The organism is Nguyenibacter vanlangensis, assembly GCF_038719015.1.
In the GTDB taxonomy this organism is placed as follows: Bacteria; Pseudomonadota; Alphaproteobacteria; order Acetobacterales; family Acetobacteraceae; genus Gluconacetobacter; species Gluconacetobacter vanlangensis.
Window position 1 is genome coordinate 4652823 of record NZ_CP152276.1, and the last position, 26471, is coordinate 4679293.

The window sequence follows — 26471 nt, forward strand, 5'->3', positions numbered from 1 at the left end:
GACCTGCCGTGCATCGGTTTGGGCCGGGCGAAGGGGGGCTGTCAAGTTGCCATTGACCGGCCGGCATCGTCACGATAAGCCCGCCGTTCCCTTTCGGATCGGGTGGTTTCGGCCCCTGGCCCGGTCGGACGAGCGACGTTCCACCCACGATGCTGGAGGCATGCGGTTCCATGGATGCGGAGAATTTTGCGGCTGACGACAACGCGGCGGCGGTAGGCGGCATTGCGGCGGACCGGCTGCGCAGCATCATCGAGCGGATCGAGCGGCTGGAAGAGGAACGCAAGGCCCTGGCCGGCGATATTAAGGATATCTTCACCGAGGCGAAGTCGGCCGGGTTCGACGTGAAGGTGATCCGGCAGATCATCCGCCTGCGCAAGCAGGAGCCGGCCGAGGTGGAGGAGCAGGAGACGCTGCTGGATATCTACCGCCGCGCCCTGGGAATGTGACCTTCTTACGGGATCCTTGCGCCGGCGTGGCCTGATCTGGTCACATGGGCGGAGGTCCGTTCTTTTCTGGTCGTATCGCGATGCCGTTGCCGTTCCTCGACTGGATGCCCTGGTGGTTGCAGCTGGTGCTGCTGATCCTGGGGACGTTGTTTGCCTTTGTCTGGCTGCTGATGCCCTTTGCCGTGTTCGGGGTGAAGGGGCGGCTGGACGCGCTGGCGCTGCAGATCGAGGATCTGCAGGCGGAATTGCGGGTGCTGGCGGTGCCGCCCGAGGAGCGGCGCCCGCTGGCCGCCGCGCGGGCGGCGGCGGCGGTCGCGCCGATGGTCTCGCCGGTGGTCGGTCCGGTCTCGGAGATGGCGAACGGGGCGGCCCCGGGGGGAGCCGGAGTGGCGCCGCCGCGCGTCGGCGACCCGGTCACGGCCAGCGATGCCTATGTGCCCCGTCCGGAGCGGCCGGTGAGTCCGCCGCCCGTCCAGCCGCCGCCCGTCCAGCCATCGACGACCCAGCCATCGACGTTCCCGCCGCATTCCGTGCCGCCTGGCGGTCAGCCGGCCTATCAGCCCGCGCCGCGCCCCACGCGTTTCGCGCCGCCGCCCGATGCGGTGGGACCAATGCGGCCGCCTCCGCCCCCGCCGGTCGAGCCGCCGCCGGTCGCTGCGCCGCGGCCGAGCGTGCGGGTGCCTCCGGAGGACGGGCGGCCGATGCCGCCGCAACCGACGCCTCCGCAGTCGATACCCCCGCAGTCGATACCTCCGCAGCCGGCGGCGCCGCAGTCGATGCCTTGGCATGAGCGGCCGGCCGCGCCGGAATCGCCCTATCCGCCTTATGCTCCGCCGCCGGTCGGGCCGGCGCGGCCATTGGCGGAACCCCGCGATCCGGGGCGCCGGCATGGGTACCGGGCGCGCGGCAATGACGAATGGGACGAGCCTCCGCCGCGTTCCGAGCCCACCCTGCGCTGGCCCCCGCGCACCTGAAAATCTCGTTGGCGAGGGCGGGTCGTCTGCCCGAAAACGTGGCCCGGTGAGCGGGAGCGGCGCGCGCGTCGGATCGCCGCCGGTCCGGGTTTACGGGTGGACGACGAGGTCGTCGCGGTGAATGATCTCGTCCCGCCCGCGCCAGCCCAGCAGGGGTTCGATGTCGTCGGAGCGGTGGCCGGCGATCAGGCGGGCGTCGGCGGCGGCGTAGGCGGAGAGGCCGCGGGCGATTTCGTTGCCGTCGAGGTCGGTGACCAGCACCAGGTCGCCGCGCTCGAAATCGCCGTGCACGGCGCGGACGCCGGCGGGCAGCAGGGAGGAGCCGGCGGCCAGCGCGCGCATGGCGCCCGCGTCGATGGCCAGGCGGCCGGCCGGGGCGAGGCCGCCGGCGATCCAGCGTTTGCGGGCCGAGCGGCCGTCGGGCGCGGGCAGGAACCACGAGCAGCGCGCGCCGTCGCGCAGCCGGGTCAGGGGATTGGGGTCCTTGCCGATCGTGATCGCCATGGCGCAGCCGGACTGGGTGGCGATGCGCGCGGCCATCAGCTTGGTGCGCATGCCGCCCGACGAGTAGCCGGGCGGGGGGGCGCCGCCCATGGCCTCGATTTCCGGGGTCAGGGCGGGGATGACCGGCAGGTGGCGGGCGGTGGGGTCGGTGCGGGGGTCGGCGGTATAGAGTCCGTCGATGTCCGACAGCAGGACCAGTTGGTCCGCGCCGGTCATTTCCGCGACGCGGGCGGCGAGGCGGTCATTGTCGCCGTAGCGGATCTCGGTGGTGGCGATGGCGTCGTTTTCGTTGATGACCGGCACGCAGCCCAGGCCCAGCAGCGTGTCGAGGGTGGCGCGGGCATTGAGGTAGCGGCGCCGGTCCTCGGTATCGCCGGGGGTAAGCAGCAATTGCGCGGCGACCAGGGTGTGCGCGGACAGCGCGCTGGTCCAGGCCTGGGCCAGGCGGATCTGGCCGACCGAGGCGGCGGCCTGTTTCTCCTCGAGCCGCAGGGCGCGGCGGGTCAGGCCCAGGCTGTGCCTGGCGAGCGCGATGGCGCCGGAGGAGACCACGATGATTTCGGTGCCGGCCTGGCGCAGGGCCGCGATGTCGTGGGCCACGCTGGCGAGCCAGGCAGCGCGGGGGGCGGCCTGTTCGGGGTCGACGACCAGGGCGCTGCCGATCTTGACCACCAGGCGGCGGGCGTCGGCCAGGCTGGGGAGCGGGCCGTGAACGGGGGGGGGGGACGCAGTCATGTCGCGGTGTCCCGCGCGGCGTCCTGCGGGATGGCGAGGGCGGCGGCCTCGCGTTCGGCCGCGCGCGTGGCGGTCACGCGGTCCTGGAGCAGGCGCAGCACGGCGTCGAGATTCTGTCGCGTGGCGCCCGAGAGCGTGACGACCTGGGCGCCGCTGGCCTTTTCCAGCGCGCGGCGGCGGCTGGAGATCTGTTGCGGGGTCATCGCGTCGATCTTGTTCAGGGCGATGATTTCCGGCTTGCGGGCCAGGTTTTCGTCATAGGCTTCGAGTTCGTGGCGGATGGTGCGCCATGCCTTGACCACGTCGCCGGCGGCGCCGTCGATCAGGTGCAGCAGTACGGCGCAGCGTTCGACATGGCCGAGGAAGCGGTCGCCCAGGCCCGCGCCCTCATGCGCGCCTTCGATCAGGCCGGGGATGTCGGCGATGACGAATTCCTCGGCCACCGAGAGGCGCACGACGCCGAGCTGCGGGTGCAGGGTGGTGAAGGGGTAGTCGGCGATCTTGGGCCGGGCGGCCGAGACGACCGAGAGGAAGGTCGATTTGCCGGCATTGGGCAGGCCGAGCAGCCCGACATCGGCGATCAGCTTCAGCCGCAGCCAGACCCACTGTTCCTCGCCCGGCCAACCCTTGTCGGCGCGGCGGGGGGCGCGGTTGGTGCTGGTCTTGTAATGGGCGTTGCCGTGGCCGCCGTCGCCGCCGCGGCAGAGCGTGACGCGCATGCCCGGCTTGTCGAGGTCGGCCAGCATGATTTCGCGGTGTTCGTCGAAGATCTGGGTGCCGACGGGGACCTGGATGACGACCGGCGGGGCGGCGGCGCCGGTGCGGTCAGACCCCGCGCCGTTGCCGCCCTTGCGGGCGCGGAAATGCTGCGTGTAGCGGAAATCGATCAGGGTATTGAGGTTGCCCGCGGCCTCGAAGACGATATCGCCGCCGCGGCCGCCATTGCCGCCGTCGGGACCGCCGAATTCGATGTATTTCTCTCGCCGGAAGGCGACGACGCCGTCGCCGCCGTCACCGGATTTTACGTAGATCTTGGCCTGGTCGAGGAATTTCATCGTCGTTGGTCCGGTCGGAACGAAGGGGCCGCCCGAGACGGCATGTCCGTGACAGCGTGCATATGGGGCGAGGGGGGCGCAACGCAAAAAGGGCCGGTCCCGAGGACCGGCCCTTTGCGGGTCGTCTGCGGCCCCGAGACGCGGGCGTGCTTACTCGGCGGCGATCGCCAGGGCCTCGACCGACACGTGGACGCGGCCTTCGGCGCGGCGCTCGAAGCGCACATGGCCGTCGACCAGGGCGAAGATCGTGTGGTCGCGGCCGAGGCCGACATTGCTGCCCGGCTTCATCTTGGTGCCGCGCTGACGGACGATGATGTTGCCGGCGACAACGCTTTCGCCGCCGAACTTCTTGACGCCGAGGCGTCGGCCCGCGCTATCGCGTCCGTTGCGGGATGAACCGCCTGCCTTTTTTTGTGCCATTGCCTGAACTCCTGAATCTGATCTGACCTGAGATGCCCCGGGGTGCCGATGCGCCCCGCGCGGGGTTCAGGCGGCGTTGATCGCGGCGATGCGCAGCACGGTGACGGGCTGGCGGTGGCCGTTCTTGCGGCGGCTGTTCTGCCGGCGGCGCTTCTTGAAGATGATGACCGTGTCCAGACGGTCCTGAGCGATGACCGTGGCGGTCACGCTGGCGCCGGGGACGGTCGGGGCACCGATCGTCGTGCCGGCTTCGCCGCCGACGGCGAGGACGTCATTGAAGGTCACGGTGGCGCCGGCCTCGGCGTCGAGCTTCTCGACCTTCAGCACGGTGTCCGGGGTGACGCGATACTGCTTTCCGCCGGTGCGGATGACTGCGAACATGGTTTGTCCTAACTCTTTCCGATCTCTTGGCGCGTGCGGCCCCTGGCGGGACAGGCGACGCGGCCCAGTCGCTTTTTGTTGTTGGCCATGCGGGCATGGCTGAACCCCCGTGCGAGCGGGGGGGAAGTGGGGCTTCTACAGGTGGAGCGCGCGGGACGTCAACAGGCAATGCGCGGGACAGGGCGTGAGGCGTGTGGCGGGGACTATAACATAATGAGTGAAAAACGCATCGGGGTGGCTTGCGTGCGGCCGGCACCCCCCCTATAAGCCGCATCCATCGCCGCGTTGGATTATGGAGAGGTGCCGGAGCGGTCGATCGGGGCGGTCTCGAAAACCGTTGTGCGTGCAAGCGTACCGTGGGTTCGAATCCCACCCTCTCCGCCAAACACCGCCGATTACCGCACAAATTGATCTGCTATCTCTTTAGTTATCAATATGATAGCGAGGTTCTAGCGGTGCGCTTGAAGTTACGGTTCCCGCACCACCAGCCGGGCGGTATAGCTCCACCTGAGATAACCGCCGATTATACGCTCCGACATAGCTCTCAGAAGATCGCTGCGGCTGTTTTGGACCGCTTGGCATTCTCAACTGTACAGAATCGAAGTATGAAGAAGTGGGATCACTACGGAATTTTTTGGTGTTCTAAGATGGCCAGAGCACCCCACCACTCCCGTAGGGTTTTTAAGAGCCGTTTATCGGAGGCGGCTGCCAATTACACCTCGTCAGGCACGTCCTTCTTCTTCCGCTTCTTCTTGCGGCCTTCCGCTGCCACAACCTGGTCCGCGATGAAAATCACACGCCCCGGAACGTCCATAAGCTGGAGCGCCTTCATGCCGCGCATAAGGCTGATGCGGGAGAACAAGGGCAGGTTCAGCGACCGCCCGGCGGGGTCTTTCCGGGTCACGATGCCGAAGACGATGCGGCATTTCCGGTCACGAACGAGCGTGACCATCGCATCCGCATCGCCATCGGCAAGCACTTCCCGGATAAGCGCCTCCAGCTTGTCAACGGCCTGCGGTTCCAGCCGCATCAATTCGATGGCGTTTACGCCCTGATTGAACAGATGGCTCAACTGAGCCGAGAGCGTCGAGACTTTGACATGATAGAAGGCAGCGACGCCGTCGCGGACCGCCAGCAGGTCGCAAGGCTCCACCGCGCTTTGCCCGTCCGGGCTGATATTCTTTGTATCAAGGCAGGCGATAGCCGCGTCCCCCGCCCCAACGGCCGCATTGTATTCGCCCTCGCTCGGATGATCGTAGGGCGGGAGATCGCTGTCCGCGCATAGCGGGTCGAGATAGGCGCTAAGCCGCGCGATATAGGTATCGTCGATGCGGTACCAATTGCCTTCGCAAAGATGGAAGGTTTCGCCTTGCGCGTCCTCCAGCGTCGTGTCGAAGACCAGGCTCTTGAAGATGCTGTAGCGGTCGCGGCTGTTTCCCTCCTCGTCGGTCAGGACCAGAACGTGACGGCGCAAATCCTCGACGCCCAGAGCATTCAGGTCGATCCCATGTTCATCCAGATACTCGTAGTACCGCCCGATATAGACATCGTCATAGACGAGGCTGCGCCCGGCTCCGGCGAAGGCGGCGTAGAGGTTGTCGCTGTAGTTGATGATTTCCGGAACCGTGAGGTTGAGGTCGGGATTGCGCGCGCGAAAGGCCGCTAGGAGTCGGCCGTTCAGCGCCTCGATCTGCGCCGGATCACGGACCGGCATGATGTTCTGGATGTCCGGGAAAGCGGCCTTGTATTCCTCGCTCTGATATAGATCGAGCAGCTTCTCGCACAGCGTCGCCAGCCGGTCGGCCTCGACATCCGTGCTGATACGCAAATTACTGCCGCCTGTGGCGTGCCGGAACAGTTCCTTGTGCTCATCGCGGACCTTGCCGGTCAGGCTGCGCAAGATCGTGCTGTCACGGTCGAAATCGAACAGCGTCAGCTCAGACTCGATCGGAAGCTGCGTCCGCTGGCGCTTGGCCGCACCGGGATCGAGCGTGTCGGTGCTTTTAAGCTTGTGCGGGTCAAGGCTGTTCAATGTTACCCGCAGCCCAAAATCATATTCGTAGCTGGAGTCGATCAAGTTATGGGCGACATGGCCGAAGGAGAGCGCGAAACACCGCCCGCCGACCGGCAGGAACACAAGGGCACCCTTGTTGACCTGCGTCAGGTTTTTCTCGACGTTAAAATATGACTTCCACCATGGCGGGCGCGGGTCGCTATCCAGCACGAACAGCGTTGCGCCTTCCGGCAGGCCCTGCGCGCCGATATCGTCATCGAGCGCATGGTCCTCCCGCAGCGCGTTGGCAGCATCATAGCCTTCCTTGAGAAGGTATATCGAGAAAGCCTTGCTCTTTGCCATGCCGCCCCCGGCGCGCGATCAACATCTCGCTTCTTAAACCTGCGATAGCAGAAAGAAGACGGGGACGCATGTCAATGACGAGCGGCACAAGCCTAAGTATTGCAGGCTTATTCCCTGGATATGGTGCCATCGTCCCCAAGATGTGTCCCGCCGACCGCCTGATAGAGCGCCCAAAGAGATTCCGCTGCCGAGTCGGCCAGTGCCTTCCATTCGGGATTCGCCTGCACTTGCGCGTGTTCGCAAAGCTCGCTGGCAACCGCGCGGCTTAGGAAGGATGCCATGTGCAAGACCTCATGCCGCCCGCTATCATCCATTTCCGGCATGTGCTGAACCTCGTCAGAATCCTGCTGCCATCATATTGCGAAGCCCGAGCGGCAGAACCCCGGCCCGAGAGTGGGAGGGCAGCGCCCACCTGGCCCCTGACCGGGCACTGCCGCAGGTTACATGCTATCCTGCGCGGGCGTGGATGCGGCCTGTTACTGAGACAATATTGGCGGGCTTTCGGCGCTATCAACTATACGGGGAAAGGGCCGGGTACCGGGGGCAACAGAATGAACAAGAAAACAAACAAGACCGTTCTCGAAACCATACTCGACTGGTCGGCTGACCGCCCGCTTTGGCAACGCGATGCCCTGCGCCGGATCGTGACCGGCGGAACGCCCGATGACGATGGGGTGAAGGACATCCTGGCCCTGTGCAAGAAGGAGCACGGTGCCGAAGGTATTGCGTTGGAACCGGCGGCCCTCGAAGCCGCGCATTTGCCGGCCGCCCCCGCCGGCGGCGAGTCGATAGCACTGGCAAGCGTCGGGGATATCGCCGGTGTAAACCAGCTTGCCCCCGGCCAGTCCCTACCGTTTGAAGCGGCGGGGCTCACCATCGTGTACGGGCCGAACGGGTCCGGCAAGTCGGGTTACGGGCGAGTGCTCAAGCGCGCCTGCCGCGCGCGCAAGGCGGGCGAGATCATGCCGGATGCGTACAACCCGCCGCCCGCCGGCAAAGCGACCGGCACTTTTTCGATTCTCAAGGACGGTGTAGCCGCACCGCCCGTCAGCTGGACCGACGACGGCAAGCCGGACGCGGTGCTGTCTGCCGTCAGCGTCTTTGACCGGGACTGCGGCTCGGTGCATGTGCAGGAAAAGAACGAAGTGGCGTTCAGGCCCTTCGGCTTGGATATTCCCGACGACCTCGCCGGTGTTTGCCAGGCGCTCAAGCAGAAACTGGGTGCTGAAGAAACCCAGCTCAATGCGGTCCGCGACCCGGTCTTCGATAAGCCGACGTGGAACCCGGCCACGCCGGTCGGCGCGATCATGTCGGCACTGAGCCATGACACCGATCTTGCCGCGCTTGAGAAACTTGGTGAGATGAGCGCCGACGAGCGGGCGCGGCTGGCACGCCTTGACGAAGACCTGCTGAAAAACCCGGCGGACGCTGCCGCCGAACAGAGGCTTTTTGCCGGCAATGTACGGCAGCTGATCGCTACCCTGGACAGGCTTGCCGCCGCCTATGGGGATGAAAAGCTGGCCGGGATGAAAACGCTGGCGGACGCGGCGCGGGACAAGCGGGCGGCGGCCGATCTTGCCGCGCGCGAGACCTTTGACGGCCTTTCCATTCCCGGTGTCGGCGGGGAAACATGGCGGGCGCTATGGGAGGCCGCCCGCCACTATTCGGAACAAACGGCTTATCCCGGCGCGCCTTTCCCGCCCACAGGGGACGAAGCCTGCGTCCTGTGTCACCAGGCGCTGCATGCGGATGCCAAGGACCGGCTGGGGAGCTTCGAGGCATTCGTCCGCGCGGATGCCGAATCACAAGCGGCGCGCGCCGAGCAGGACTATTCTGAGGCTCTTGCCGCATTCACGGCGCGGCAACCGGACGTGCGCGTGATCGCGCAGGCGCGCCAGCGCATCGCCCTCCAGAACCCCGGCCTTGCCCGCAAGGTTTTGCGCTTTGTCGCCAGCGCGGATTTGCGCCGCCTGAAATGCCTTCGCGCCCTTTCGACCGCTGACCCGCTAATCCTGCCACCGTTTTCGCCGTCACCGAAGGCGGAGCTGGAGGCGTTAGCGGCCACTCTGGAAGCCTATGCTGCGGAACTTGACGAAGCGGCCGACGCTGAGGGCCGCGACCGGCTGATCCTCGAACGTGACTCGTTGACGGACCGGGCGGCGGTTGCCGACTTTCTCGAAATCGCAAAGAAAGAAATCAAGCGACTTGATGAACTGCGCATTGTCCGCGGCTGCATCACTGACACGGCGACCAACGCCATCACCAAGCTCGGCAACGATATCGCCGACAATGTCATCACCCCGAAAATGCGCGACCAGTTCCAGTCGGAAATCGTCCGTCTCGCAGCGGAGAAAGTGCGCGTGGAAATCGTGCGCTCGGGCGGGCAGTACGGCTCGCCCAACTACCAGGTGCGCCTCTTTGCCAACCCGAAAGCCAAGGTCCATATGGTCCTGAGCGAGGGTGAGCAAACCTGCGTCGCTCTCGCCGCGTTCCTCACCGAACTGGCGACGGCCCAGCATAAATCTGCGCTGGTGTTCGATGACCCGGTGACATCGCTCGATCATCGCTGGCGCGAAAAGGTGGCGGACCGGCTTGTCGAAGAATCCGCAACCCGCCAGATTATCGTCTTCACCCATGACATGGTGTTCGTGAACGACCTTCACGACAAGGCCGTCCGCGAGGCTGTTCCTATGAAGCTCGTCAGCCTGTCGCGAGGGCCAGCCGGGACGGGCATGGTCACGAACGGCTTGCCCTGGCAGCACGCCGGTATCCGCGACCGGGTTGATAAGCTGGAAAAGGCGGCGCGAGAGGCGCGGAATCTGTATGACGCGAACGATGAAGAAGGATACCGGGACGCAGCCGTGAAAATCTATGACCGGCTGCGGGCGACGTGGGAGCGCGGGCTGGAAGATGTCGCCTTTGCCGGGGTCATCCACCGCCACCGGGACTATATCGACACGAAGAACCTGAAACGGGTGACTGTCATTGAAGACGCGGATGTCGAGACATTCCGCAAGAACTTCAAGAAGTGCAGCGACCTCGTGGACGCGCACGACCCGTCGCGCGCACGGGACGGCGCGGTGCCGCCGCCCGACGACATCCTTGCCGACATCAAGACTCTTGCGGATTGGGCGGATTCGATCCGGGTCCGGCAGAACGCCTTTCCGTGACCAAGCTCGTTCGCCCTGAATGCTTCGTGCCAGGGATCGTCACCCGAATGGGCGGAGACAGCATGGCTGGCTCCTTAGAGCCGGCACATCCGGCGGCATAGAGCCCGGTCCGCGCACGCGGAGGCACCACAATCTGGGCAGCCGTACAAGACGATTAAATTCGCTGCCTTACAGCAAACCGACAACCCTGTTGGTGGCCACCGTGCCAAGGCGAAAAAGCGTTTGACGCTGTGCCGAGGCCTGCCGCCACGAACGTGCAAGGTCGGACTCCCAGGGGGTCACGATCAGCTCGAAGGAACCGTTGGTCAGGCGGCGGAACATGACCGCCGCGTCGGCATAATTGAACCCGCCCTGTGCGGCAGTCGGCAGGTTCATCCGCTCCATCTTGTTATTGCCATGCCAGGTCAGTCGCCGGTCGTTCCACACGCGCGCGCCGCTGCGGAGGACGGGCTCACCGATTATCAAGTTATGCGGATAGTCGTATTGGTCGAACACGAAGCCGAAGAACCGGTGTCCGCCGCGCGGCAGCTCCAGTTGGTTGCTCGATCCGCCCTGAAGAGCCTCGCCGTGAACCCACATGGCGGCATAGTCGGCGGGGTTGATCACTCCGGTTTCAATGGCGACGCGGAACAAGGGCAACGCGGCATCCGCCACCGGTGCCGGTGCTGCTACAGGCTGTGCCTCCTGCTCGATTTCGGGGGGCGGCGGCTGGGCCTGTCGCAGGGCGGTATAGGCTGCGAGCAAGTCGTCGGTGAGAGCAGTCGTTTCAAAGCGGGCCTTGTCGAAGGCTTCATCGGCATCGGCGCGCGGAACGCCCTGCTGTGCCCATGCCGCCTCGGTATTCACGCTAAAACCGCGGCTGGTCAGGTTCGCCGAGCCGACCAGCGTGCAGCATGTTTGGGGATCGGTGCCAAAGACGTATAGTTTGGGATGAAAGGCGCGCAGCGGCATAAGCGAGCCCTGCGCCAGCCTCTGCGCGCCCGACACCAGAACAGTGGCGTTCGCCAGCCCGCGCCAATGCTGCAAGGCTTGAGGTTCGGTAAGGCCGAAATCAAAGGATGTCACAAGGGTTTTGGGCATCGCCGCGAATGCGGCCGGCCCCACGGCATTTGCGACGGCAGACAGCAATATATTCGCGCCGCCGAGCGTGACATATGCGGACGCTGCGCGGATATCGATGGCCCCCGCCGCGACCATATCAACGAGAGCATTACGCAGGCGCGCCGGTTCTGCGGCGTTCTGGACGATCAGCATACCGGAGCCTGCGTCCCGCTACCGCTGCCGCCGGATGGCGCGGTGGATGCGCCGGCCAGCGTCGACTGCGCCAATGTTTCAAGCTGCGCCAGAAGCGGCGATGCTTCAAGCAGCGTGCGCAATTTGCGGCGACGCGCCGTCAGTGCCTTGACGGGATCGGCCAGATAAGGGTCCGTCGTGCAGTGGCCGTCTGCAAGTATGGCAATATCCTTGGCAAGGACCGCGATCTGCTGATGATCGCCGTTGGCGGCATCGTATGCGGGCATCATTCTGTAGGGTAGCGTGTGAAGATGCCGCTCCCCGAAATCGCCCTTCGGGTTAAACGCGAGGGTGGCGTTGGTGAGAGCCTCGCTGTTGAGCATGCCGACCTGGTACCAGGCCTCGTCCGCGTCCGTCACAACTTTCCAGTACAGTGTCTGGTCAACGACAAGGTCCTGAGCCTGCGCAACCGGAACGCACGCCGCGCAGATGATCTTGCCGCCGGCACCGGCCAGAATGAGGTACCCGCTCATACCGAAGACTTGCTTGGAAAGCTTACCCCGCTCATCGATGCGCTGTTGGAGCGACTTGCCTTTCCCCACCGTTTTGAGCCTCTGGTTGATCGCGGCGAACCGCCGTGCGGTCTGGGTAAAGCCCTGCCTGCGGATTTCGGCCTCGTCGAGAATGCTCCACGTTCCGCCCGCCGCGCGCAGCGCCGGCAGAGCCAGCGGCGCGCGATGGACACCGAGCACGAACGGCAGCAGGTTTTCCGACTGGGCCATGCGGAAAAGAAAGCGCGGCGCGACGTGGCCGGGGAAGCGGTCTGCCGCCATTTCTTTGGCTGATTTGATCGTAAATCCCCACGCGGAAGCGCGTGTCGGCGTATCGACGCGAACCTCCGCGCCCGCATTCTGGACGATGTCCACGCAGACGGCCGTGCGCGGCATAAGGTCGGCTCCTTGCTGCGGCAGGTCGCCGCCACCGCCGGCCACGGCTGAACCGCCGCCCGTTTCGAGCACCCAGGCGCTGCGCGCCGAACCGATGGTGCGAACCGAAAAGCCTGCGGCGTTCAGCCCCGCGTCTGTCGCCACAAAGCCGCTAAACGTGCTTTGTGGAAGACCGGTCGTATTCGCTCTTTTGTGACCGACCAGCGCCGCGCCGGGATATTTGAAGGTTCCGGGCGCGACCTGCCAGATTTCGGCGATGTCGAACGGGACGGGGCGGTCGCTTGTCAGGAAATCATGCTGCCTGAGCCTTTCGTGGTGGGTGCCGTTCAGCACCGTGCCGGGTACAAGACAGGCGACGCAGGCATGCGGTCCCAAATAACGGTCGATGGCATGAAGCAGGTGCATCGTGCCCAGCTCAAGATGGAGAAAGGACTGTCCTGCGGGCTGGATGCCGTAGAGTTTCGCTCGGCCTTTCAGCAAGTCCCGGTACGGGTTGTCGGCCAGCCCGCTCATGGCGAGCCATGGCGGATTGGACACAAGCCCGTTGAAGTGGCCGGTCAGGAGCCCCGGCCTGTAGGTATTGCGCAGGATGAACGCCCAGATGCCGTTGCGCCCGGCAACGGCCAGTTCAGCCATGCGATGCGCCAGCGGGAACAACGCCTCGGAAAGCTGCTTGTAAAGCTCCGGCGACAACGTGATCCCGAACACGGCGATCGTGCCATCGAGAAAACTATCCGCGTCCGCCTTGCTGAAACCCGCAACGGTTCCGCGCTGCTGCGCATCGCGCGCCTCGTCATAGGCCCAGTCCACGATCTTGTCGAAAAATTCGCGGTATGCCGGCTGCACCAACGCTGTCGGCAGATGTACGGTCGTGCCGTCAAGCGATACCGGTATGGTATCGCTTTCGCCGACCAGCGGAACTGACGCCGAAACCGGTGTGACGGCGAACAGCGAGTCCGCATGATAGACCGGGATGACGATGGGCTTCGTCGCCGCCTTGATCTCAGCCGAGAGGCTGACGACCCAGGTCGTCTTGGCGAGACTGACCGCCAGCGGGTCGATGTCGAATCCGGTCGCCACGTCTTCAAGCTGTTCGATGGCGGAAAAGCCGAACCGGACCCGTGTGGCCTTTATGATTTCTGCGAGCATCGTGCCGGACCCGCAGCACATATCGACGATCCGGGGGCTTTCCCCGTTCGGGAGGCCGTCGATGCAACGGTCGGCAAGCAGGCGCGCGAGCCAGTGCGGGGTCCATTCCTGGCCGAGCAGCTTGCGCTGGCTGCGGCGGGCGAGCTGCGCCATAAAGCGGCCGAACAAATCCTCATCGGGATACCAGCTGAAATCGTACGCATAGAGATCGCGCTGGAGGTCGCGGGCCACCGCGACAAGCCGGTCGATGTAGGACGGGCCGAGAAGCCAGCCGAAATAATCCTGCTCGACCACATTCTCCAGCTGGAAATTGTTGCGGAAGAATTCCCCGTTCAGGATTGTCTTCAACTCGTCGTTCGTGCTGAGCACCGCCTTGCCTGTCAGTACGTTCGCGCTCAGAAGCCGCGCGAGAAGGGTCACGTAAGCTTCATCAACATATGCGGCGGTGCGGAAGGTGCCTGCCGGCCCTTCCAGATGATCGACGAACTGTGACCAGAGATCGGTGGCAAGGCTCGCCGACGGATCGGCTTTCCGCCCCTCGTCCACAAGCAACGACAAAGGCCCGGCGCTGCTCTTGTATGCGGCAGAGTCCATACCAAGGTCGGAGGCGAGGAATTCGGAACGCAACGGCCGCGACTGTTCGCGCGCCAGATGCTTCTTGATAAAGCCGCCGAGCTGCTCGGCGGACAGAACGCTGTCATCGGGTAGCTTGAGTTCGTCGATAACAACGAGCGTGATGTCGGCAGCGGTGCAGGACGATGGATCAACACCCGCTGCAAGCTCGGCATCGTAGGCGTACCATTCGACCGTGTCCGACAGTACGCCCCGGACCGTTGAAATCGGCATGCCCGCGCGGACAAGCCCCGCCGCCTGCTCCTGCACCTGCCCGTAGCCGGTATCGCGCTTGGCTGTGTTGCGCAGGTCGGATTCGTACTCAATCGTGGTCGAACCGACCAGATTGTCGATGAACCGGGATGCGGCCTTGCCTGATCCCGTGCCCACCTTGGTATGGGCTTCCGTCCCTTCGGTGTAGTTGTTGATCCAGGTCTCGTGCGTGGTGTCCGGGAACATAAGCCGCAACCGTCCCACGAACTCGCTGCGCAGCACCGCCTCGACATGACTGGCATCCCGCAGCATGCGGCAGCGCGCAATAGTTTCACGAATGCGGGCAATATCAGCTGTCATGGACGGTCCTTTGGCGGGCAGCGCACGCGGCCTCAAGGCGAGAGTCGATATGGCGCGCTACTTTCTTGAGGTCGTTTTCGTTCATACCGGGCAACGAAGCGGCCAGGATGAACATGTCGATCTGGTGCAGGGCTGACGGCACGCCCGCAGCCAGCTGCTGTCCGAGCGCGGCAAGTCTCTCGCAGTCGCGGTCCGACAAAACGGGAATCGGTACCTGACGTATGTGCGTCGCTTCGAGTTTGAGCGCGCCGCCGCCAAGCGGGGTGCCGGCGGCTTCCATCGCCGCCCGGCACCAGCTGCTGTGGAACAGGGCGTAGAGCGCATACGCTGTCCACCGCCTTTGCTCCGCCCACAGCGTTGAGAAGTTGGCATCAATCAGGACCGGCGGCTGCGTGTTCAGCGCGACGGCCGGTGTGCCGTGATTGATGCGCGGCGTAAAAATCGCAGGCAGGTGGCGCGCGGTGAAGGCCGGCAGCATGTACCAAAAGCGCGGCACGTCGCGGCCGTTCGCGGGCCGGCGGACATTGGTGCGCACGGCCGTGAGATCGGGAATGAATTGGGCCGGCTTTTTCGGGTCCGGCGCAGTCCGGGCTGCCAGCCGCACGAACGACGCGAGCTCGGGAGGCATAACGCGGGGCGGAGACACGCGCCGCTTACGATAGGCCTCCGCCGCTTCTGCGACGAGCGGCTGGTCTTCCGGCAGAACCCAATCAGACAAATCAAGTGCTCGCGTGGCCGGAACGCGCCCGTCCGCAAAGGCTTGCATATCCGCCTGACGATGAAGAACGTGGCGCAGCGCCGCCACGGGAACGCGAACCTGCATGTTCTCAAAGCTGTCCGATGTTTCGACGATGACGGTCTCACCCTCTTCGTCACCGGCCATTGCCACATAGAAAAACCGGTTACAGCCCGAACGCAAGCCCTGGCTGACCCGGATACCCGCCTGTTCGAGCGTCTGGAGGTGCGCCGGCGCCGCGCCGGGCGGCAGCATGTCCCGCAATCCTTCCGGTATCGCCGCCGGCCTTGCGTCCCCGGCGGAAAATAGCGGCAGGGCATCGCGCCTGTTTTCGGCCTTTTGGAACCAGCCCTTGCGTGCAAGGCGTTGCTCCAGTGTGCACCATTCCTCATCCAGCGCAAAGGGACGGCGCTCAATGCCCGGCACGTCCCCGTTTGCCGCGCCCGCCCATGCCGCAAAATCCCGCTCCGGTTCCGAACCGGGAAAGGCACCGCCCACAAGCGACTCTCCGCCCGCAGCCGCCGGTGCAACTTGCAGCCAGGTTGCCGGCAAAAGCGACCGGCCTGACACGGGCGCTTGCGCCTCGTCCCAAGAAAGCCGCCGCGCGATCACAAGATGCGTGCGCACCAGCGCATCGGAAAACCAGCCGGGTTGTGTATCCGCGACAATGTACTCAAGGCGAAACGAGCGCAGCAGCAGGTAGCGCACAACATCGGCATAGTCGCGCGAACGCCAGGTGGCGGGAACGACAAGGGCCAGGCGACCGCCCGGCCGTGTCAACAGGGCGGACAGGAGCCAGGCCGGTATGGAAAGATCGGCAAGGCCCGAATAGCCGTCAACCAGTGCCTGCCAGAGCGCGCGCTCGCCGCCGATCATGCGCGCATCAACAATCGCGGACAGGCCCCGGCGCACGTCACCGACACCGGCACCGTTCCCGTTTTGCGATTGGTATCTCACATAAGGGGGATTGGTGATGACGAGATCGTAGCCGGGGGTATCTAGCGCCGCGATGGCGGCGGGGTCAAAAGCACTTCCCGTGAGAATATGGCTGCTCTCCGCAGCTTCGTCCGCCTGCAAAGCCGCCATCCTGCGACCGCAGAAGGCGGCTGTTTCGGAATCAAGCTCTATTCCGTGCAGTCGGCTGAGCCGAGCTCCCCGCGCCTGCGCCGTCAATGCTGCCGCATCAAGGAGGTCGCCGTGCCCGGCCATCGGATCGATCACCGTGCGCGCGCCGGGGTCGAGCGCTAGGTGCGCGAGAAGCGCCCCCAACGGCAACCCAGTAAAGAACTGCCCCAGCCGTTTGCGCTGAGCCGGCGGCAGGCTTTCCTCAAAGGACCGCGCCGAGGACCTGATCGCGCCGACTGCGTCAGTCGCCGGCACTGCATAGAACTCCGGGCAGCGGCTGTTGCGCATACCAGCGATAGAAGACGTCCGCATCGAGCGGGACTTGCTGATGATGGCTGAGGAAATGCGTCACGAGGCGGGAGTAAAGCCTCTGCGCCGTCGCTTCGGCCGGATCATGCGCGGCGGTCGCCGCGCGGTGAAGGGCCGTTGCGACCGTCCATACACATTCGTCCGCACCGGTCTTGCTTTCGATCCGGGCCTCGGCCTTACGACGGGGCCCCAACAGGAGCACGGGATCGCCGCGCACGGCTCCTTCCGTTGTGACCTGTTTGAAGCTGCCCTGCTTCTTGTCGAGAACCCCCGCATACTCCACGTCAAAGCCCGCATCCTGGTAGGCGCGCTGCAAGGCGTTCCAGACTTCGGCGGATGCGGAATGAAACACCATCGTGGCTTTGCCGGACGGCTTCAATATCCGGCGGGCCTCGCTGAACGACTGGGTCAGCAGGTCCCGGTACTCGTCAATGGCCTTGCCTTGGTCTGGGCTAACGATGGCTTCATCTGTGCGGTCGGTGAAGGTCTTGAGCCAAGCCTCGTTTATATAACTGAGTTCGGCATAGGGTATGTTGGCTCCGAAGGGCGGGTCCGTGAATACATAGTCGATACTGCCGGACGGCAGCGCGACAGCGCAGCTAGATCCGTGGACGACTTCGACCTTGCCGCTGCCGCCGTGGATTGTCTCAAACGCCTGCGCAATTGTTGTCAGCTTGCGCCGCAATCCTGCAAAAAAGTTCTTTTCGACCGGAAGGCCGCTGACATAGAGCACGCCGGGTTGGGCGCTGGTGACGACCAGGTCTTTCTGGCCGGACTTCGCCACGACGCGCGTCATGATCGTGCCGTGCGCCGCGTTATAGCTGAGCAGCCAGAAGCGCAGCCCTTCGCGGAGCGCGCCGCGATACGATTCCACACGCTCCCACATGCGGGCAAAGATGATGAGATTGCGCCGCGTGTAGAAGTGATGAACGTGCGTAATGCCCTGGTGGTAGCCTTTTCGGTAAAGATCGCCCCAGGGGATCAACGCCTGCGGGACGCACGACGGGATCGGCTCCGCCTCAATCTTCTTGATAAGCGTCAGGTCGGCGGCCGTGGCCGGGCGCGACCAGCGTTTTTTTCCGGTCGAACCATAGACGCGGGCCATCGCGCGTCCGCGCAATGCGCGCTGCTCGCCCAGCACATCATCCTGTTCCTGCACCGTCACCCGTTGCACATCATCCATCGGCGCTTCATGGCGGCATTTCGGGCAGGAGAAGGTGGAGGAAATCTCCGCCGGATCGAGCGAAACGCACGCATCCCACAACGTGACAGAGCTGCGGCAACCGGGGCAGCGCAGCTCATCGCTCCAGATCAGGTGACGAAGGGAGCCTTTCGCGCCGGAGGGATCGCGCGCTTCATACATCCAGCCGTCTTCGCTCTCCCCGGCCGCCAGGACATCTTCGGCGGCCTTCCTGAACGCGGCAGGATCGGGCGGATTGGTCAGGGTCCGGCCGACAAACGAGCCGAGCGCGCCTAGCTCATAGAGAACGGCATTGCGGGCACCCCACTGCACGTCAAGACCAAGGCGGATCGCTTCGGCGCGCAATTCCTCGGTTGGCCGTTCACAAAGCAGCGCGGCGAGGCCGGTCGTCCCGCTGCCCCCGAACCCGTCAAACACGGTGTCGCCGGGTTTGGTATGGGCGGCGATATATAGGGCAATCGCCTCCGGGGAAATCTTTGTCGGGTAGGGAAAGGCCCCGTACAGGGCACCGGTGCGCTTTGCCGCCAGTGGCTGGCGGTAGAGGGCATCCAGAGATTTGGCGGGCATCGCCGGCGCTGCCTTGCGTGGCCTGTTTGCTGTGTGAAGCATCTGTTCGTTTTCCCCCGGCATTTTCATTTGTTTCATGTCCGCTCCGGTGCCGCTGCCCGCTTGTCCAGAGCCGGCCGCCGCACAGCCCGTGCGGGCTGCTGGTGTCGCCGCAAATATTCATGGATGGCACGCCGCACGACCCAGGACACGGATACGTCGTCCTTTTCGGCGAGCGTGTTCAGCGTGTCGTAGTCTCCGGGCGTGACGCTGACGGTGACACGGGGGCCGAGCTTTTTTGATCGATCACTCATGGCAGACCTGCTAATGTTCCCCTATTGTTCACCTTAGCGAGATGTGATTCTAATTGCAACACAGTGCATCACTTTGACTCACAAGCATAGGCTATTCTTCCGCGTTTTCATAAGCTTCGACCTGTCACCCCTCAAGGCCCAAGAGTCTCATACCCCTCGGCGCTCGCTCTGCCGCTTATAACCGTCATCGACGCGGTTTGACTTGTTCTGGTCCGGCGTCTCGCGCAGGACGGCTTTCGAGAACGGCAACTCCGCCTGTCCGGATCGCTGTCGGCCGATAGCGCAGGCGGTAAGGCCTGCACATATTTGTCGGCATGCTTGCGCTTGGTCCATTCGTCTTGTGCGACGTAGCCGGACGACCTTCGCGTCAGCGCAAGCTGCAAGGCCGGCATAGCTATGTCATCGTCGTCGAAACCCGCCGATTGCCAAACGAAAGATAAAACTTCCCCGTCGTTTCAAGAGGTTGGAAACCGTTTTCAGGATTCAATTGGGAGGGCTATAGAGTAGATGTCGTGCCCATCGGGTTCCCGCATGGCCCGCCAAAAACTGCCATTTTTTGGCATTCCCCTGAAAAATAGCTCTGATTTTTTGTGCCAATTTGTGGCAATGGTCTTTGAAGGGACTGGCACAGAAATTGGCACAAGGCTGGCATGGGCATTACGAAACGGGGTGAGGGGCAATGGTTTGTCCGCATCCGGCGACGGGGATTCATTCACACCGAGACGTGCGATTCGTACGAGCATGCGGAGACTCGGCATGCCGAGGTTCTGGCCGACATCACTGCGAACCGATATCGGGACATTCGCCGGGAGCGTGAGACGACGCAGGGCGATGTGCTTGGAAAGTATCTCAAGGACGTCACGCCGACGAAAAAGGGTGCGAAGCAAGAAGGCAATCGCATCAAGGCGTGGATGGACGAAGATATCTCAAATCTCCCCTTCATCTCCATCACACCTCGACATATTGCCGACCGGCGGAACAGGCGCATCAAGGAAGGCAAGGCCCCCACCACCGTCAATAACTCGCTCAATCTGTTGAGCGCGGTATTCAAGATGGCGGCAACAGAGTGGGGGCACAACGTTACGAACCTTGCACCGGCTTGAAGCGCGTCAAAGGCCGCAAGCCGAGGTCTGCGCATCTGACTGCCGGTGCTGAAGCCTTGTTGCTTGAAGTCTGCCGAGAAGAGGGGCGGCCTGCGTGGCTCGAATGGTGCGTTCGGCTGGCCATCGCAACCGGAATGCGCCAGAGCGAGATACGGCGGCTTGAGTGGAAAGAGGTGGCCCCATTCGTTCGGACAGATTGTGAGGTAAAATAAGCTATTGCCCGTTGTTGCTATGCTGCCAATTTCTCGCTGTTGCTGACCGACACCATTGCCGGGGTTAACCCCGGCAACGGTGTCGGAGCGGATCCATGATACGCCTCATCGGGCGTGCATCCAGTGAGCGCCGAGTGTGGGCGCTGGGCATTATAATGACCAATCCATTTCGCCAGGCCGGCCCGGAGTTCCGAGCCGGTCTCGAAAGCGTGGAGATACACGCATTCATATTTCAATGACCGCCAGAGCCGTTCGATGAAGACGTTGTCCATCCAGCGGCCGCGCCCGTCCATGCTGATGCGGATCTGCCGCTCCTGCAGCACTTCAGTGAAGCGCGGCGTGGTGAATTGGCTGCCCTGATCCGTGTTGAAAATCTCCGGCTTTCCGTAGCGGGCCAACGCCTCCTTCAGGGCCTCAACGCAGAAGTCCGCATCCATGGTATTGGACAGGCGCCAGGCCAGAACCTTGCGCGTCGTCCAGTCCATGATCGCCGTCAGATACAGAAAACCCCGGCGCATCGGAATGTAGGTGATATCCGAACACCAGACCTGATTGGGTCGGTCGATCGTCAGGTCCCGTAGGAGATAGGGATACGTGCGATGCTCCGGGTGGGGCACCGTCGTGCGCGGTTTCTGGTAGATCGCAACCAGCCCCATCCGGGCCATCAGCCGTCCGATCCGCTTGCGACCCACCTCATGGCCCAAACGACGAACGTGCCGCGCCATCTGCCGGGTGCCATAATACGGCGTTTCCATGAACTGCTCGTCGATCAGCCGCATCAGCATCAGGTTGAACGCGCTTTCTGGCGCAGACTGATAATACACGCCCGATCGATTGAGCCTCAGAAGGGCACATTGCCGGACGACCGACAGGCGAGGAAGCTGCGGGTCGATCATTTCCCGCCTCTGGTCACGCCCAAGCGAACAGAGGCATCCCGCAAAAAATCCCGTTCCACCAAAAGCTGGCCGATCTTCGCATGAAGCTTTTCGACCTCGGCTGCACTCGTCGCAGGCTCCGCAACGGCCTTGCCCGAAAAGGTCGCGGCCATGCCCTCGATCGCCTGGCGCTTCCACTGGGCGATCATCGTCTGATGCACACCGTGCTTCGACGCCAGTTCCCCCAGCGTCTGCTCGCCACGGATCGCCTCAAGAGCCACCCGCGACTTGAACTCGCCCGAATACCGTTTCCTCGTAACCTTGCCCATCAGTCCCTGTCCCTATCCAGGTCCGGGATAGCCTATCATCCTGTCCGATTTTCCGGGGCCACCTCTGAAACATATCCACGGTTGGGGCATCCACCTGCCCGATACAAAGAACGACGATTCGCGCGACGTGCCGTTGACAAGCGAAGGAACGGCGGTCGTCCAGGCGATGCACGCCGCCCTGTTTTGCTTGTCGAATCAGCGGGCAGGGTATGTGTTCGGCCCGCCCGACCTGCCTGCCGAGGACGGCGGCTTCACGTTGTGGCAGGTTCAGTATCACTATCGCCGCGCGATGGGCGATGCAGTGAAACGCCATGGCATTCCACGCCTGACGTTCCACGACCTGCGGCATGTCGCCATCACCCGGCTGCGGCATTTCCACGTCGATGCGCTCGACCTCGCGAAGACCACCGGACACAAGGCGATTTCAGTACTGGCGAGATACGATAACGAGAAGCCGGAAAACAGGGCCGCTCTGATTCGTGCACGAGAGCAAGCCATGAGAGCGGCGACCGAAGAGGAAGCCGCCGCCATCGTGCTTGCTGCGCAGGCCAAGGCGGCGGCTCTGGTGAAGTGATGGCGCTCAGGCCGGTTCCGGAATCACCTCATCGATTCTCGCGATATCCGCCATTATCGCCACTCCGTGCTCGTCGCGATCGAGCGTGACCAGCACCGTGAACCGTTCGTCCCCAAGTGCCGCTTCAAGCCACCTCGCAAGCGCGTCCTCAGTTGCCCCCTGCGCCGCCCGTCTTTCCAGCCCCGCGTGAAGCGGTCCGCGCGGCACGTCATCGAACCAAATTTCATATTCATGCCCATGCCAGCGGAAAACTCGCGGCACAGGTCGCATGACCCGGATTTCCGCGCAGAAGCCCTCGTCGTCACCGTCCGCAACGAAACAAATCTCTTCCTCAGTCATCGCCCTTACTCCCTTGGTTGCGACAAGTGAAGGCTAGTACGACCCGCCCAAACGGTCAAGCATATCGAAAGAACACAGAAGAATAAATGGTTACATCCATGCAATATAATTTATGAAATCCGACATGAGTATTTATGAGTTACATGCCTCAATTTATGAGCACGTTCATAAATTCATGAAGCCCGACCCTCGGCACGCTCGGTTGAACGCGCCTGTAGATTGTGAAATGTTAATTCTATAGCCATGTTTTCTCTATGTCGGTCGCCATCCGCAAAACGGGCTTTCTTGCTGTCTCATGTGCGATAATTGGCGGAAAACCGGGAGTTTTCTGCCATGAGCAAAGAGATTTCAGACAATGTGCGGCTGACATATCTGAATGATGCGGCCTTCTGGCGCAGGCTGATGCGTCGGCTTGCTGCGAGCGCGCGCAGGTGGTCGCGGCGATAGCCGTCGCCTTCGAGGCGGATGCGCTGGCGGGCGGTCCTGGCGAGGGTACGGACGATCTGCGGGTGATCGCCTTGGAGCCGGAGTTGTCGAGCATGGCTTGGGCGCGCTCGGCATCGGCTTTTGCCTGATCGCGGATGGCCTTCAGACCGTCGATGCGGTCTTTCAGAGCCGGGTCGTCGATGTCCGCGATACCCGCCTCGATGGCGTCGTAGAGGCGTTTCTGGCGTAGTTCCGATTCGGATGCACGCTTGTTCAGTTCGGCGATGTGGTCCCGGCGACGCTCGGACTGCTCCTGCCGCCGGTCGAGAATGCTGGCGAGTATGGCTTCGAACCGCTCGGGCTGGAGGAGCGGATCTTCCAGATGGCTGGCGACAGATCGTCCAGCTTGTCCATCGGCACCGCCATGCCCTCGCAGGCGGTCGGTCCCTGCCGGACTTTCATGGAGCAAGCATAGTAGCGATACCGCCCGCCCTTGCCGGTGCGGATGGTCATGGCCCCGCCGCACTTGGCGCGATGGATCAGGCCGGTCAGCATCGTGGGGCCGCTGATGACGGCGGATGGCATGACCTTCGGGTTGCGTGCTTTGAGCAATGCCTGCACGGTGTCGAACGTCTCCCGGTTGACGATTGGCGGGACCGGAACCGTCGCGATCTCGCTGACCGGCTTCAATTCCTTGGTCTTGGATCGCTTGTTGAACTCATGCTCGCCCATGTAGGTGTGCCGGGGCAGGATGCGGTGAACCTGACCGATGCCCCCAAGCGCCCGCCGTCACGGGTGAAGAGGCGATGGCCGTTGAGATAGGAGACGATGGTCTTCACGCTCATCTGGCCGCTCGTGCCGGCGCCTTCGAGCGCCAAGCGATAGATCAGCCGCACCGTGTCGGCGTGGAGCGGGTCAATTTCCAGCTTCTTCTTGGTCTTGGCCCTGCGCTGCTCGACCGCGACGACGCGGTAGCCGATGGGAGGAGGCGAGCCGTTCCAGAAGCCTTGCCGGGCGTTTTCCGGCATGACGTGCTTGGCGTTTTCCTTCGACTGGTATTCGTCGAACAGCGCCATGATCTGCATGGGATCGTCGTCCTTCTCCTGCGTGATTGAGACCAGCTTGACGCCGTTCTTCGCCAGCTTCCTGACATAGAACTCAAGCTCGAAATGGTCGCGGAAGAAGCGGCTGAACGAGTGAACCACCACCACGTCGAACAGCGCTGGTTTGGTGGTCCCGACCTCGATCATGCGCTGGAACTGCAGGCGGCGGTCGTTGGTGGCCGACGCGCCCGGCTCCGCATAGGTTTCGACGAGATGGTAGCCGCGAGAGGCGCAATAGGCTTAGCCCTGCCGCTTCTGGTCGGGGATGGAAACATCATGTTCGGCCTGCCGCGCCGTCGAAACGCGCAGGTAGAGGGCGGCGCGCAGGGGGATTGTGGAAGCGGTCATGCCGGGCCTCCTTGTGCGGCAGTCTCGTCAGGCGACAACACGGCGACATCGAACGGCAGGAAATGCTTCGTGTTGCGGGTGACGATGACGAGTTCATGCGCTGCGGCGGTCCCGGCAATCACGGCGTCCGCCATGCCGGGGTCGTGGCCGGCCGTAAGCGCTTTAGCAGGCTGTCGGGTTGGGTGCTGCGGTGGTGAGGCTGGAGGAGTTGACGGCGTTTACGCAGCCGTCAACCGCGCGATTCTTCGGCAATTATATGCGAGGGCGACGAGGGTCCATTCGGTTGCGGCGTTGGCGAGACCGCGGAGGTGGAAGCGGGTGAAGCCCATAGCGCTCTTGATGATGCCGAAGACCGGTTCGACGGTCTGCTTGCGTAAGGCGTAGAGGGCTTTTTCCGGGTCCTGTTGCAGTCTGGCCTTCATTTTCAGGCGCCATGGCTCGGTGATCCGGCGCGGTTCTTTGGGGGGTGGCTCTGGCCGGAAGTCATAGGGGCGCCGATCGACGGGACGCCCGATGGCGACCAGAGGGTCCACACCCCTGGCCTGCAACGCCTCGACGGCTTTGCGGCTGGCAAAGCCCGTATCGGCGAGGACGGTTCGTGGCAGGCCGATCCGCTCTTCCATACCCAGGATCGTATCGGCGAAGCTGGGCGCGTCTGCCGTGGTCGCGACAACCCTATGTTCCAGGATCAACTGGCTGCCCTCGGCACAGACCACGGCCTGGGCGTTATAGGCTTGCCGGTATTCATGCGCGTCGGAACGGCGCATCAGCTTGCTGTCCGGATCGGTCAGATTGATCTGCCGGTCAGGGGGCGGTTCGTCGTCCGGCTCTTTCGGCGGGCGGCCGCATCGTCCCTGCTTCGCATCAAAGGCCGCCTTCTTGCGTTCGTATTCGGGCCGGGCGGCCTCGGCCCGCTCGCGGGCTTCCGCTTCCAGCCGCGCACAGGCTTCATCCAGCTTGGCCTTCAGGGTCTCCCGGCGGGCCAGTTCGTCCGGCAGGGCCTGGTTGTCCGTGTCGGTCGCATCCGCCGCCTCGGCCCGCTCCATCAGGCCGGCAATATCGGTGGCCAGCATCTCGCGCAGTTCTTTCGCGCGATCATAGCGAATGGAACGGTATTTCGAGGCGTTGGCATCGATCTTCGTGCCGTCGATCGACACCGTGCCAAGCCGCACCAGCCCCATCTCGCGTGCCAACTCCAGCACGTGCAGGAACGCCGCCTCGATCGCCGCGCGGTTGCCGCGCCGGAACGTCGCGATCGTGTCGTGGTCAGGATGCAGGTTCGCCGCGACAAAGCGCATGCCGATGTCGCGATGCGTCGCCCGTTCGATCCGACGCGATGAGAATACGCCGTTCGCATAGGCGTAAATCAGCAGCCCCAGCATCAGGCGCGGATGATACTGCGCCTTGCCGCCCGTCCGCCGAGGTACTGAGAACGCCCCCAGCGGCACCCGCTCCACCGCCGCCACAATAAAATGCGCCACATCGTCCGCCGGCAGCCACGATTTCAGATCCGGCGGCAGAAGATACGGCTGCGATCGGTCAAACGGGATGAACCTGCTCATCCTCAATGCTTACCCCAGATCACCGAAAGCAGGTACCCCCCAACCCGACAGCCTGTTAGCCTCCAATCGCCCGCCGATTGCGGCGGCCTGCGCGTCGAAGCCAATGATCTTGTCATCGTATGTGGAGACGAGACCACTGAGCCATGCTTTCAGGCTCGCGGCCTTCGCCATTGCCCCCTTGTGGTCGAGGAGCGCGATTCCCTTCTCGATCTCATGGATGGAGACGACCGACAGAAATAACCGTCCATCCGCGTCCATGCGGTCCAGCCAATCGAGGAAGTCAGCGGACGCTTCCGCCTTCGACGGCGCCAGCATGGAAACGACGTTGGTGTCGAGAAGGAAGCCGCTCAAAGCTCGACATCCCGCGATGGTTTGCGGTTGCGCGGGAACTCTCCGCCTGGGAACGTCCTGAGATAGCTGACCAGGCCCGCCCGTTTGCGCGTCAGCGCCTTGCGCGCAATCTCCGCTGCCTCGACCGAAACCAGGGCCGCAACGGGCTTGCCATGACGGGTGATGGTCACGATCTCTCCTTTGACGGCTTCATCGACCAGGCTGGAAAATCCGGCCTTGGCGTCTCTGAGGTTGATGGTCAGCATATCGCGCCTCCATATGTAGGCATATGTGACTACATATAGTCTATTGGAGAGCGAATTTCAACGTCGATTTCGACGCCTGGAGTATCAGCCGCTGGAGCCGAATAACTCGTCGAACAGGTCGCCGAACCACTGCTCGAATATCTCGGTCTCGGCTTCTGTGACCTCGCGTTGGCGGCGCACCTCGCTGATCTGTGCGCCGCCGTGAGTTCGGCCAGGCG

At 63.5% G+C, this 26471-nt stretch carries 24 protein-coding genes, 1 tRNA gene and 1 pseudogene; 7 read left to right on the plus strand and 19 right to left on the minus strand.

Annotated features, from left to right (window positions below):
* The first annotated feature begins 170 nt into the window (after positions 1 to 170).
* A complete protein-coding gene (locus tag AAC691_RS21770) occupies positions 171 to 446 on the plus strand; it encodes a DUF2312 domain-containing protein (protein WP_176640977.1) in 276 nt (91 codons plus the stop codon).
* Positions 447 to 526: 80 nt separating this feature from the next.
* Positions 527 to 1420, plus strand: a complete 894-nt coding sequence (locus AAC691_RS21775) for a hypothetical protein (RefSeq protein ID WP_342628452.1) — start codon at positions 527 to 529, stop codon at positions 1418 to 1420.
* A 90-nt stretch (positions 1421 to 1510) separates the two neighbouring features.
* On the opposite strand, the gene proB is transcribed toward AAC691_RS21775, so the two are convergent.
* The 4 genes from proB to rplU form a co-directional block, all read right to left on the minus strand.
* On the minus strand, positions 1511 to 2659 hold the full coding sequence (gene proB, locus AAC691_RS21780; RefSeq protein WP_342628453.1) for a glutamate 5-kinase: 1149 nt from the start codon (positions 2657 to 2659) through the stop codon (positions 1511 to 1513).
* Positions 2656 to 3714, minus strand: a complete 1059-nt coding sequence (obgE, locus tag AAC691_RS21785) for a GTPase ObgE (RefSeq protein WP_342628454.1) — start codon at positions 3712 to 3714, stop codon at positions 2656 to 2658. Before obgE ends, proB begins: the two co-directional genes overlap by 4 nt.
* A gap of 150 nt (positions 3715 to 3864) precedes the next feature.
* Complete coding sequence (gene rpmA / locus AAC691_RS21790; protein ID WP_176639256.1) at positions 3865 to 4134, minus strand: 50S ribosomal protein L27; 270 nt, start codon at positions 4132 to 4134, stop codon at positions 3865 to 3867.
* 66 nt (positions 4135 to 4200) lie between these two features.
* Positions 4201 to 4515, minus strand: coding sequence for a 50S ribosomal protein L21 (gene rplU / locus AAC691_RS21795; RefSeq protein WP_323990716.1), 315 nt, complete (start codon positions 4513 to 4515; stop codon positions 4201 to 4203).
* A gap of 294 nt (positions 4516 to 4809) precedes the next feature.
* Between rplU and AAC691_RS21800 the strand changes: the two genes are divergently transcribed.
* Positions 4810 to 4899 (plus strand) — tRNA-Ser (locus AAC691_RS21800).
* A gap of 328 nt (positions 4900 to 5227) precedes the next feature.
* On the opposite strand, the gene AAC691_RS21805 is transcribed toward AAC691_RS21800, so the two are convergent.
* Both AAC691_RS21805 and AAC691_RS21810 read right to left on the minus strand, forming a co-directional pair.
* Positions 5228 to 6871: a DUF6119 family protein gene (locus AAC691_RS21805; protein ID WP_342628455.1), complete on the minus strand. Its 1644-nt coding sequence runs from the start codon at positions 6869 to 6871 to the stop codon at positions 5228 to 5230.
* A 107-nt stretch (positions 6872 to 6978) separates the two neighbouring features.
* Positions 6979 to 7194: a hypothetical protein gene (locus AAC691_RS21810; protein ID WP_233023552.1), complete on the minus strand. Its 216-nt coding sequence runs from the start codon at positions 7192 to 7194 to the stop codon at positions 6979 to 6981.
* Between the two features lie 228 nt (positions 7195 to 7422).
* Between AAC691_RS21810 and AAC691_RS21815 the strand changes: the two genes are divergently transcribed.
* Positions 7423 to 10041 (plus strand): AAA family ATPase, encoded by a 2619-nt coding sequence (locus tag AAC691_RS21815; protein WP_342628456.1) that lies wholly within the window; start codon positions 7423 to 7425, stop codon positions 10039 to 10041.
* A 168-nt stretch (positions 10042 to 10209) separates the two neighbouring features.
* Here the strand turns inward: AAC691_RS21815 and AAC691_RS21820 are convergent, their stop codons facing one another.
* The 5 genes from AAC691_RS21820 to AAC691_RS21840 are packed head-to-tail and all read right to left on the minus strand — an operon-like array spanning position 10210 to position 18786.
* Positions 10210 to 11295 (minus strand): phospholipase D family protein, encoded by a 1086-nt coding sequence (locus tag AAC691_RS21820; RefSeq protein WP_342628457.1) that lies wholly within the window; start codon positions 11293 to 11295, stop codon positions 10210 to 10212.
* Complete coding sequence (locus AAC691_RS21825) at positions 11289 to 14555, minus strand: N-6 DNA methylase (RefSeq protein ID WP_342628458.1); 3267 nt, start codon at positions 14553 to 14555, stop codon at positions 11289 to 11291. Before AAC691_RS21825 ends, AAC691_RS21820 begins: the two co-directional genes overlap by 7 nt.
* A complete protein-coding gene (locus AAC691_RS21830) occupies positions 14545 to 16704 on the minus strand; it encodes an N-6 DNA methylase (protein ID WP_342628459.1) in 2160 nt (719 codons plus the stop codon). The genes AAC691_RS21825 and AAC691_RS21830 overlap by 11 nt, the downstream gene beginning before the upstream one ends.
* Positions 16658 to 18571, minus strand: coding sequence for a DNA methyltransferase (locus tag AAC691_RS21835; RefSeq protein ID WP_342628460.1), 1914 nt, complete (start codon positions 18569 to 18571; stop codon positions 16658 to 16660). Before AAC691_RS21835 ends, AAC691_RS21830 begins: the two co-directional genes overlap by 47 nt.
* The gene (locus AAC691_RS21840) at positions 18568 to 18786 is read right to left on the minus strand and encodes a ribbon-helix-helix protein, CopG family (RefSeq protein ID WP_112701192.1); all 219 of its coding nucleotides are present in this window, start codon (positions 18784 to 18786) and stop codon (positions 18568 to 18570) included. The genes AAC691_RS21835 and AAC691_RS21840 overlap by 4 nt, the downstream gene beginning before the upstream one ends.
* A 650-nt stretch (positions 18787 to 19436) precedes the next feature.
* On the opposite strand from AAC691_RS21840, the gene AAC691_RS21845 reads away from it, so the two are divergent.
* Positions 19437 to 19889, plus strand: coding sequence for a hypothetical protein (locus AAC691_RS21845; RefSeq protein ID WP_342628461.1), 453 nt, complete (start codon positions 19437 to 19439; stop codon positions 19887 to 19889).
* A gap of 229 nt (positions 19890 to 20118) precedes the next feature.
* Here AAC691_RS21845 and AAC691_RS21850 read toward each other — a convergent pair.
* Positions 20119 to 21305, minus strand: a protein-coding gene (locus AAC691_RS21850; RefSeq protein WP_342628462.1) for an IS3 family transposase whose coding sequence is annotated in 2 segments (ribosomal slippage) — positions 20119 to 21035 and positions 21035 to 21305 — 1188 coding nt in all. Because the reading frame shifts where the segments join, the coding sequence is not laid out codon by codon here.
* Positions 21306 to 21399: 94 nt separating this feature from the next.
* Between AAC691_RS21850 and AAC691_RS21855 the strand changes: the two genes are divergently transcribed.
* Entirely contained in the window at positions 21400 to 21879 is a 480-nt protein-coding gene (locus AAC691_RS21855; RefSeq protein ID WP_342630306.1) for a tyrosine-type recombinase/integrase, read from the plus strand.
* A 6-nt stretch (positions 21880 to 21885) separates the two neighbouring features.
* On the opposite strand, the gene AAC691_RS21860 is transcribed toward AAC691_RS21855, so the two are convergent.
* Positions 21886 to 22218 carry a hypothetical protein gene (locus AAC691_RS21860; RefSeq protein WP_342628464.1) on the minus strand — a complete coding sequence of 111 codons (333 nt, stop codon included), beginning with the start codon at positions 22216 to 22218 and terminating at the stop codon, positions 21886 to 21888.
* Between the two features lie 544 nt (positions 22219 to 22762).
* Here AAC691_RS21860 and AAC691_RS21865 point away from each other — a divergent pair.
* Entirely contained in the window at positions 22763 to 22894 is a 132-nt protein-coding gene (locus AAC691_RS21865; RefSeq protein ID WP_342628465.1) for a hypothetical protein, read from the plus strand.
* A gap of 23 nt (positions 22895 to 22917) precedes the next feature.
* Here AAC691_RS21865 and AAC691_RS21870 read toward each other — a convergent pair whose 3' ends face one another.
* From AAC691_RS21870 to AAC691_RS21895, 6 genes and pseudogenes are all read right to left on the minus strand, one after another.
* Positions 22918 to 23376, minus strand: a complete 459-nt coding sequence (locus AAC691_RS21870; protein WP_342628466.1) for a recombinase zinc beta ribbon domain-containing protein — start codon at positions 23374 to 23376, stop codon at positions 22918 to 22920.
* Positions 23331 to 23975 (minus strand): annotated as a pseudogene (locus AAC691_RS21875) (recombinase family protein); the annotation flags it as partial. The pseudogene AAC691_RS21875 and the gene AAC691_RS21870, both read right to left, overlap by 46 nt.
* A 116-nt stretch (positions 23976 to 24091) precedes the next feature.
* A complete protein-coding gene (locus AAC691_RS21880) occupies positions 24092 to 24229 on the minus strand; it encodes a hypothetical protein (protein WP_342628467.1) in 138 nt (45 codons plus the stop codon).
* Between the two features lie 84 nt (positions 24230 to 24313).
* A complete protein-coding gene (locus AAC691_RS21885) occupies positions 24314 to 25657 on the minus strand; it encodes an IS1182 family transposase (RefSeq protein WP_342627943.1) in 1344 nt (447 codons plus the stop codon).
* Between the two features lie 9 nt (positions 25658 to 25666).
* Positions 25667 to 26008, minus strand: coding sequence for a PIN domain-containing protein (locus AAC691_RS21890; protein ID WP_342628468.1), 342 nt, complete (start codon positions 26006 to 26008; stop codon positions 25667 to 25669).
* Positions 26005 to 26253, minus strand: coding sequence for a type II toxin-antitoxin system Phd/YefM family antitoxin (locus tag AAC691_RS21895; protein WP_149577224.1), 249 nt, complete (start codon positions 26251 to 26253; stop codon positions 26005 to 26007). Before AAC691_RS21895 ends, AAC691_RS21890 begins: the two co-directional genes overlap by 4 nt.
* Positions 26254 to 26471 lie beyond the last annotated feature (218 nt).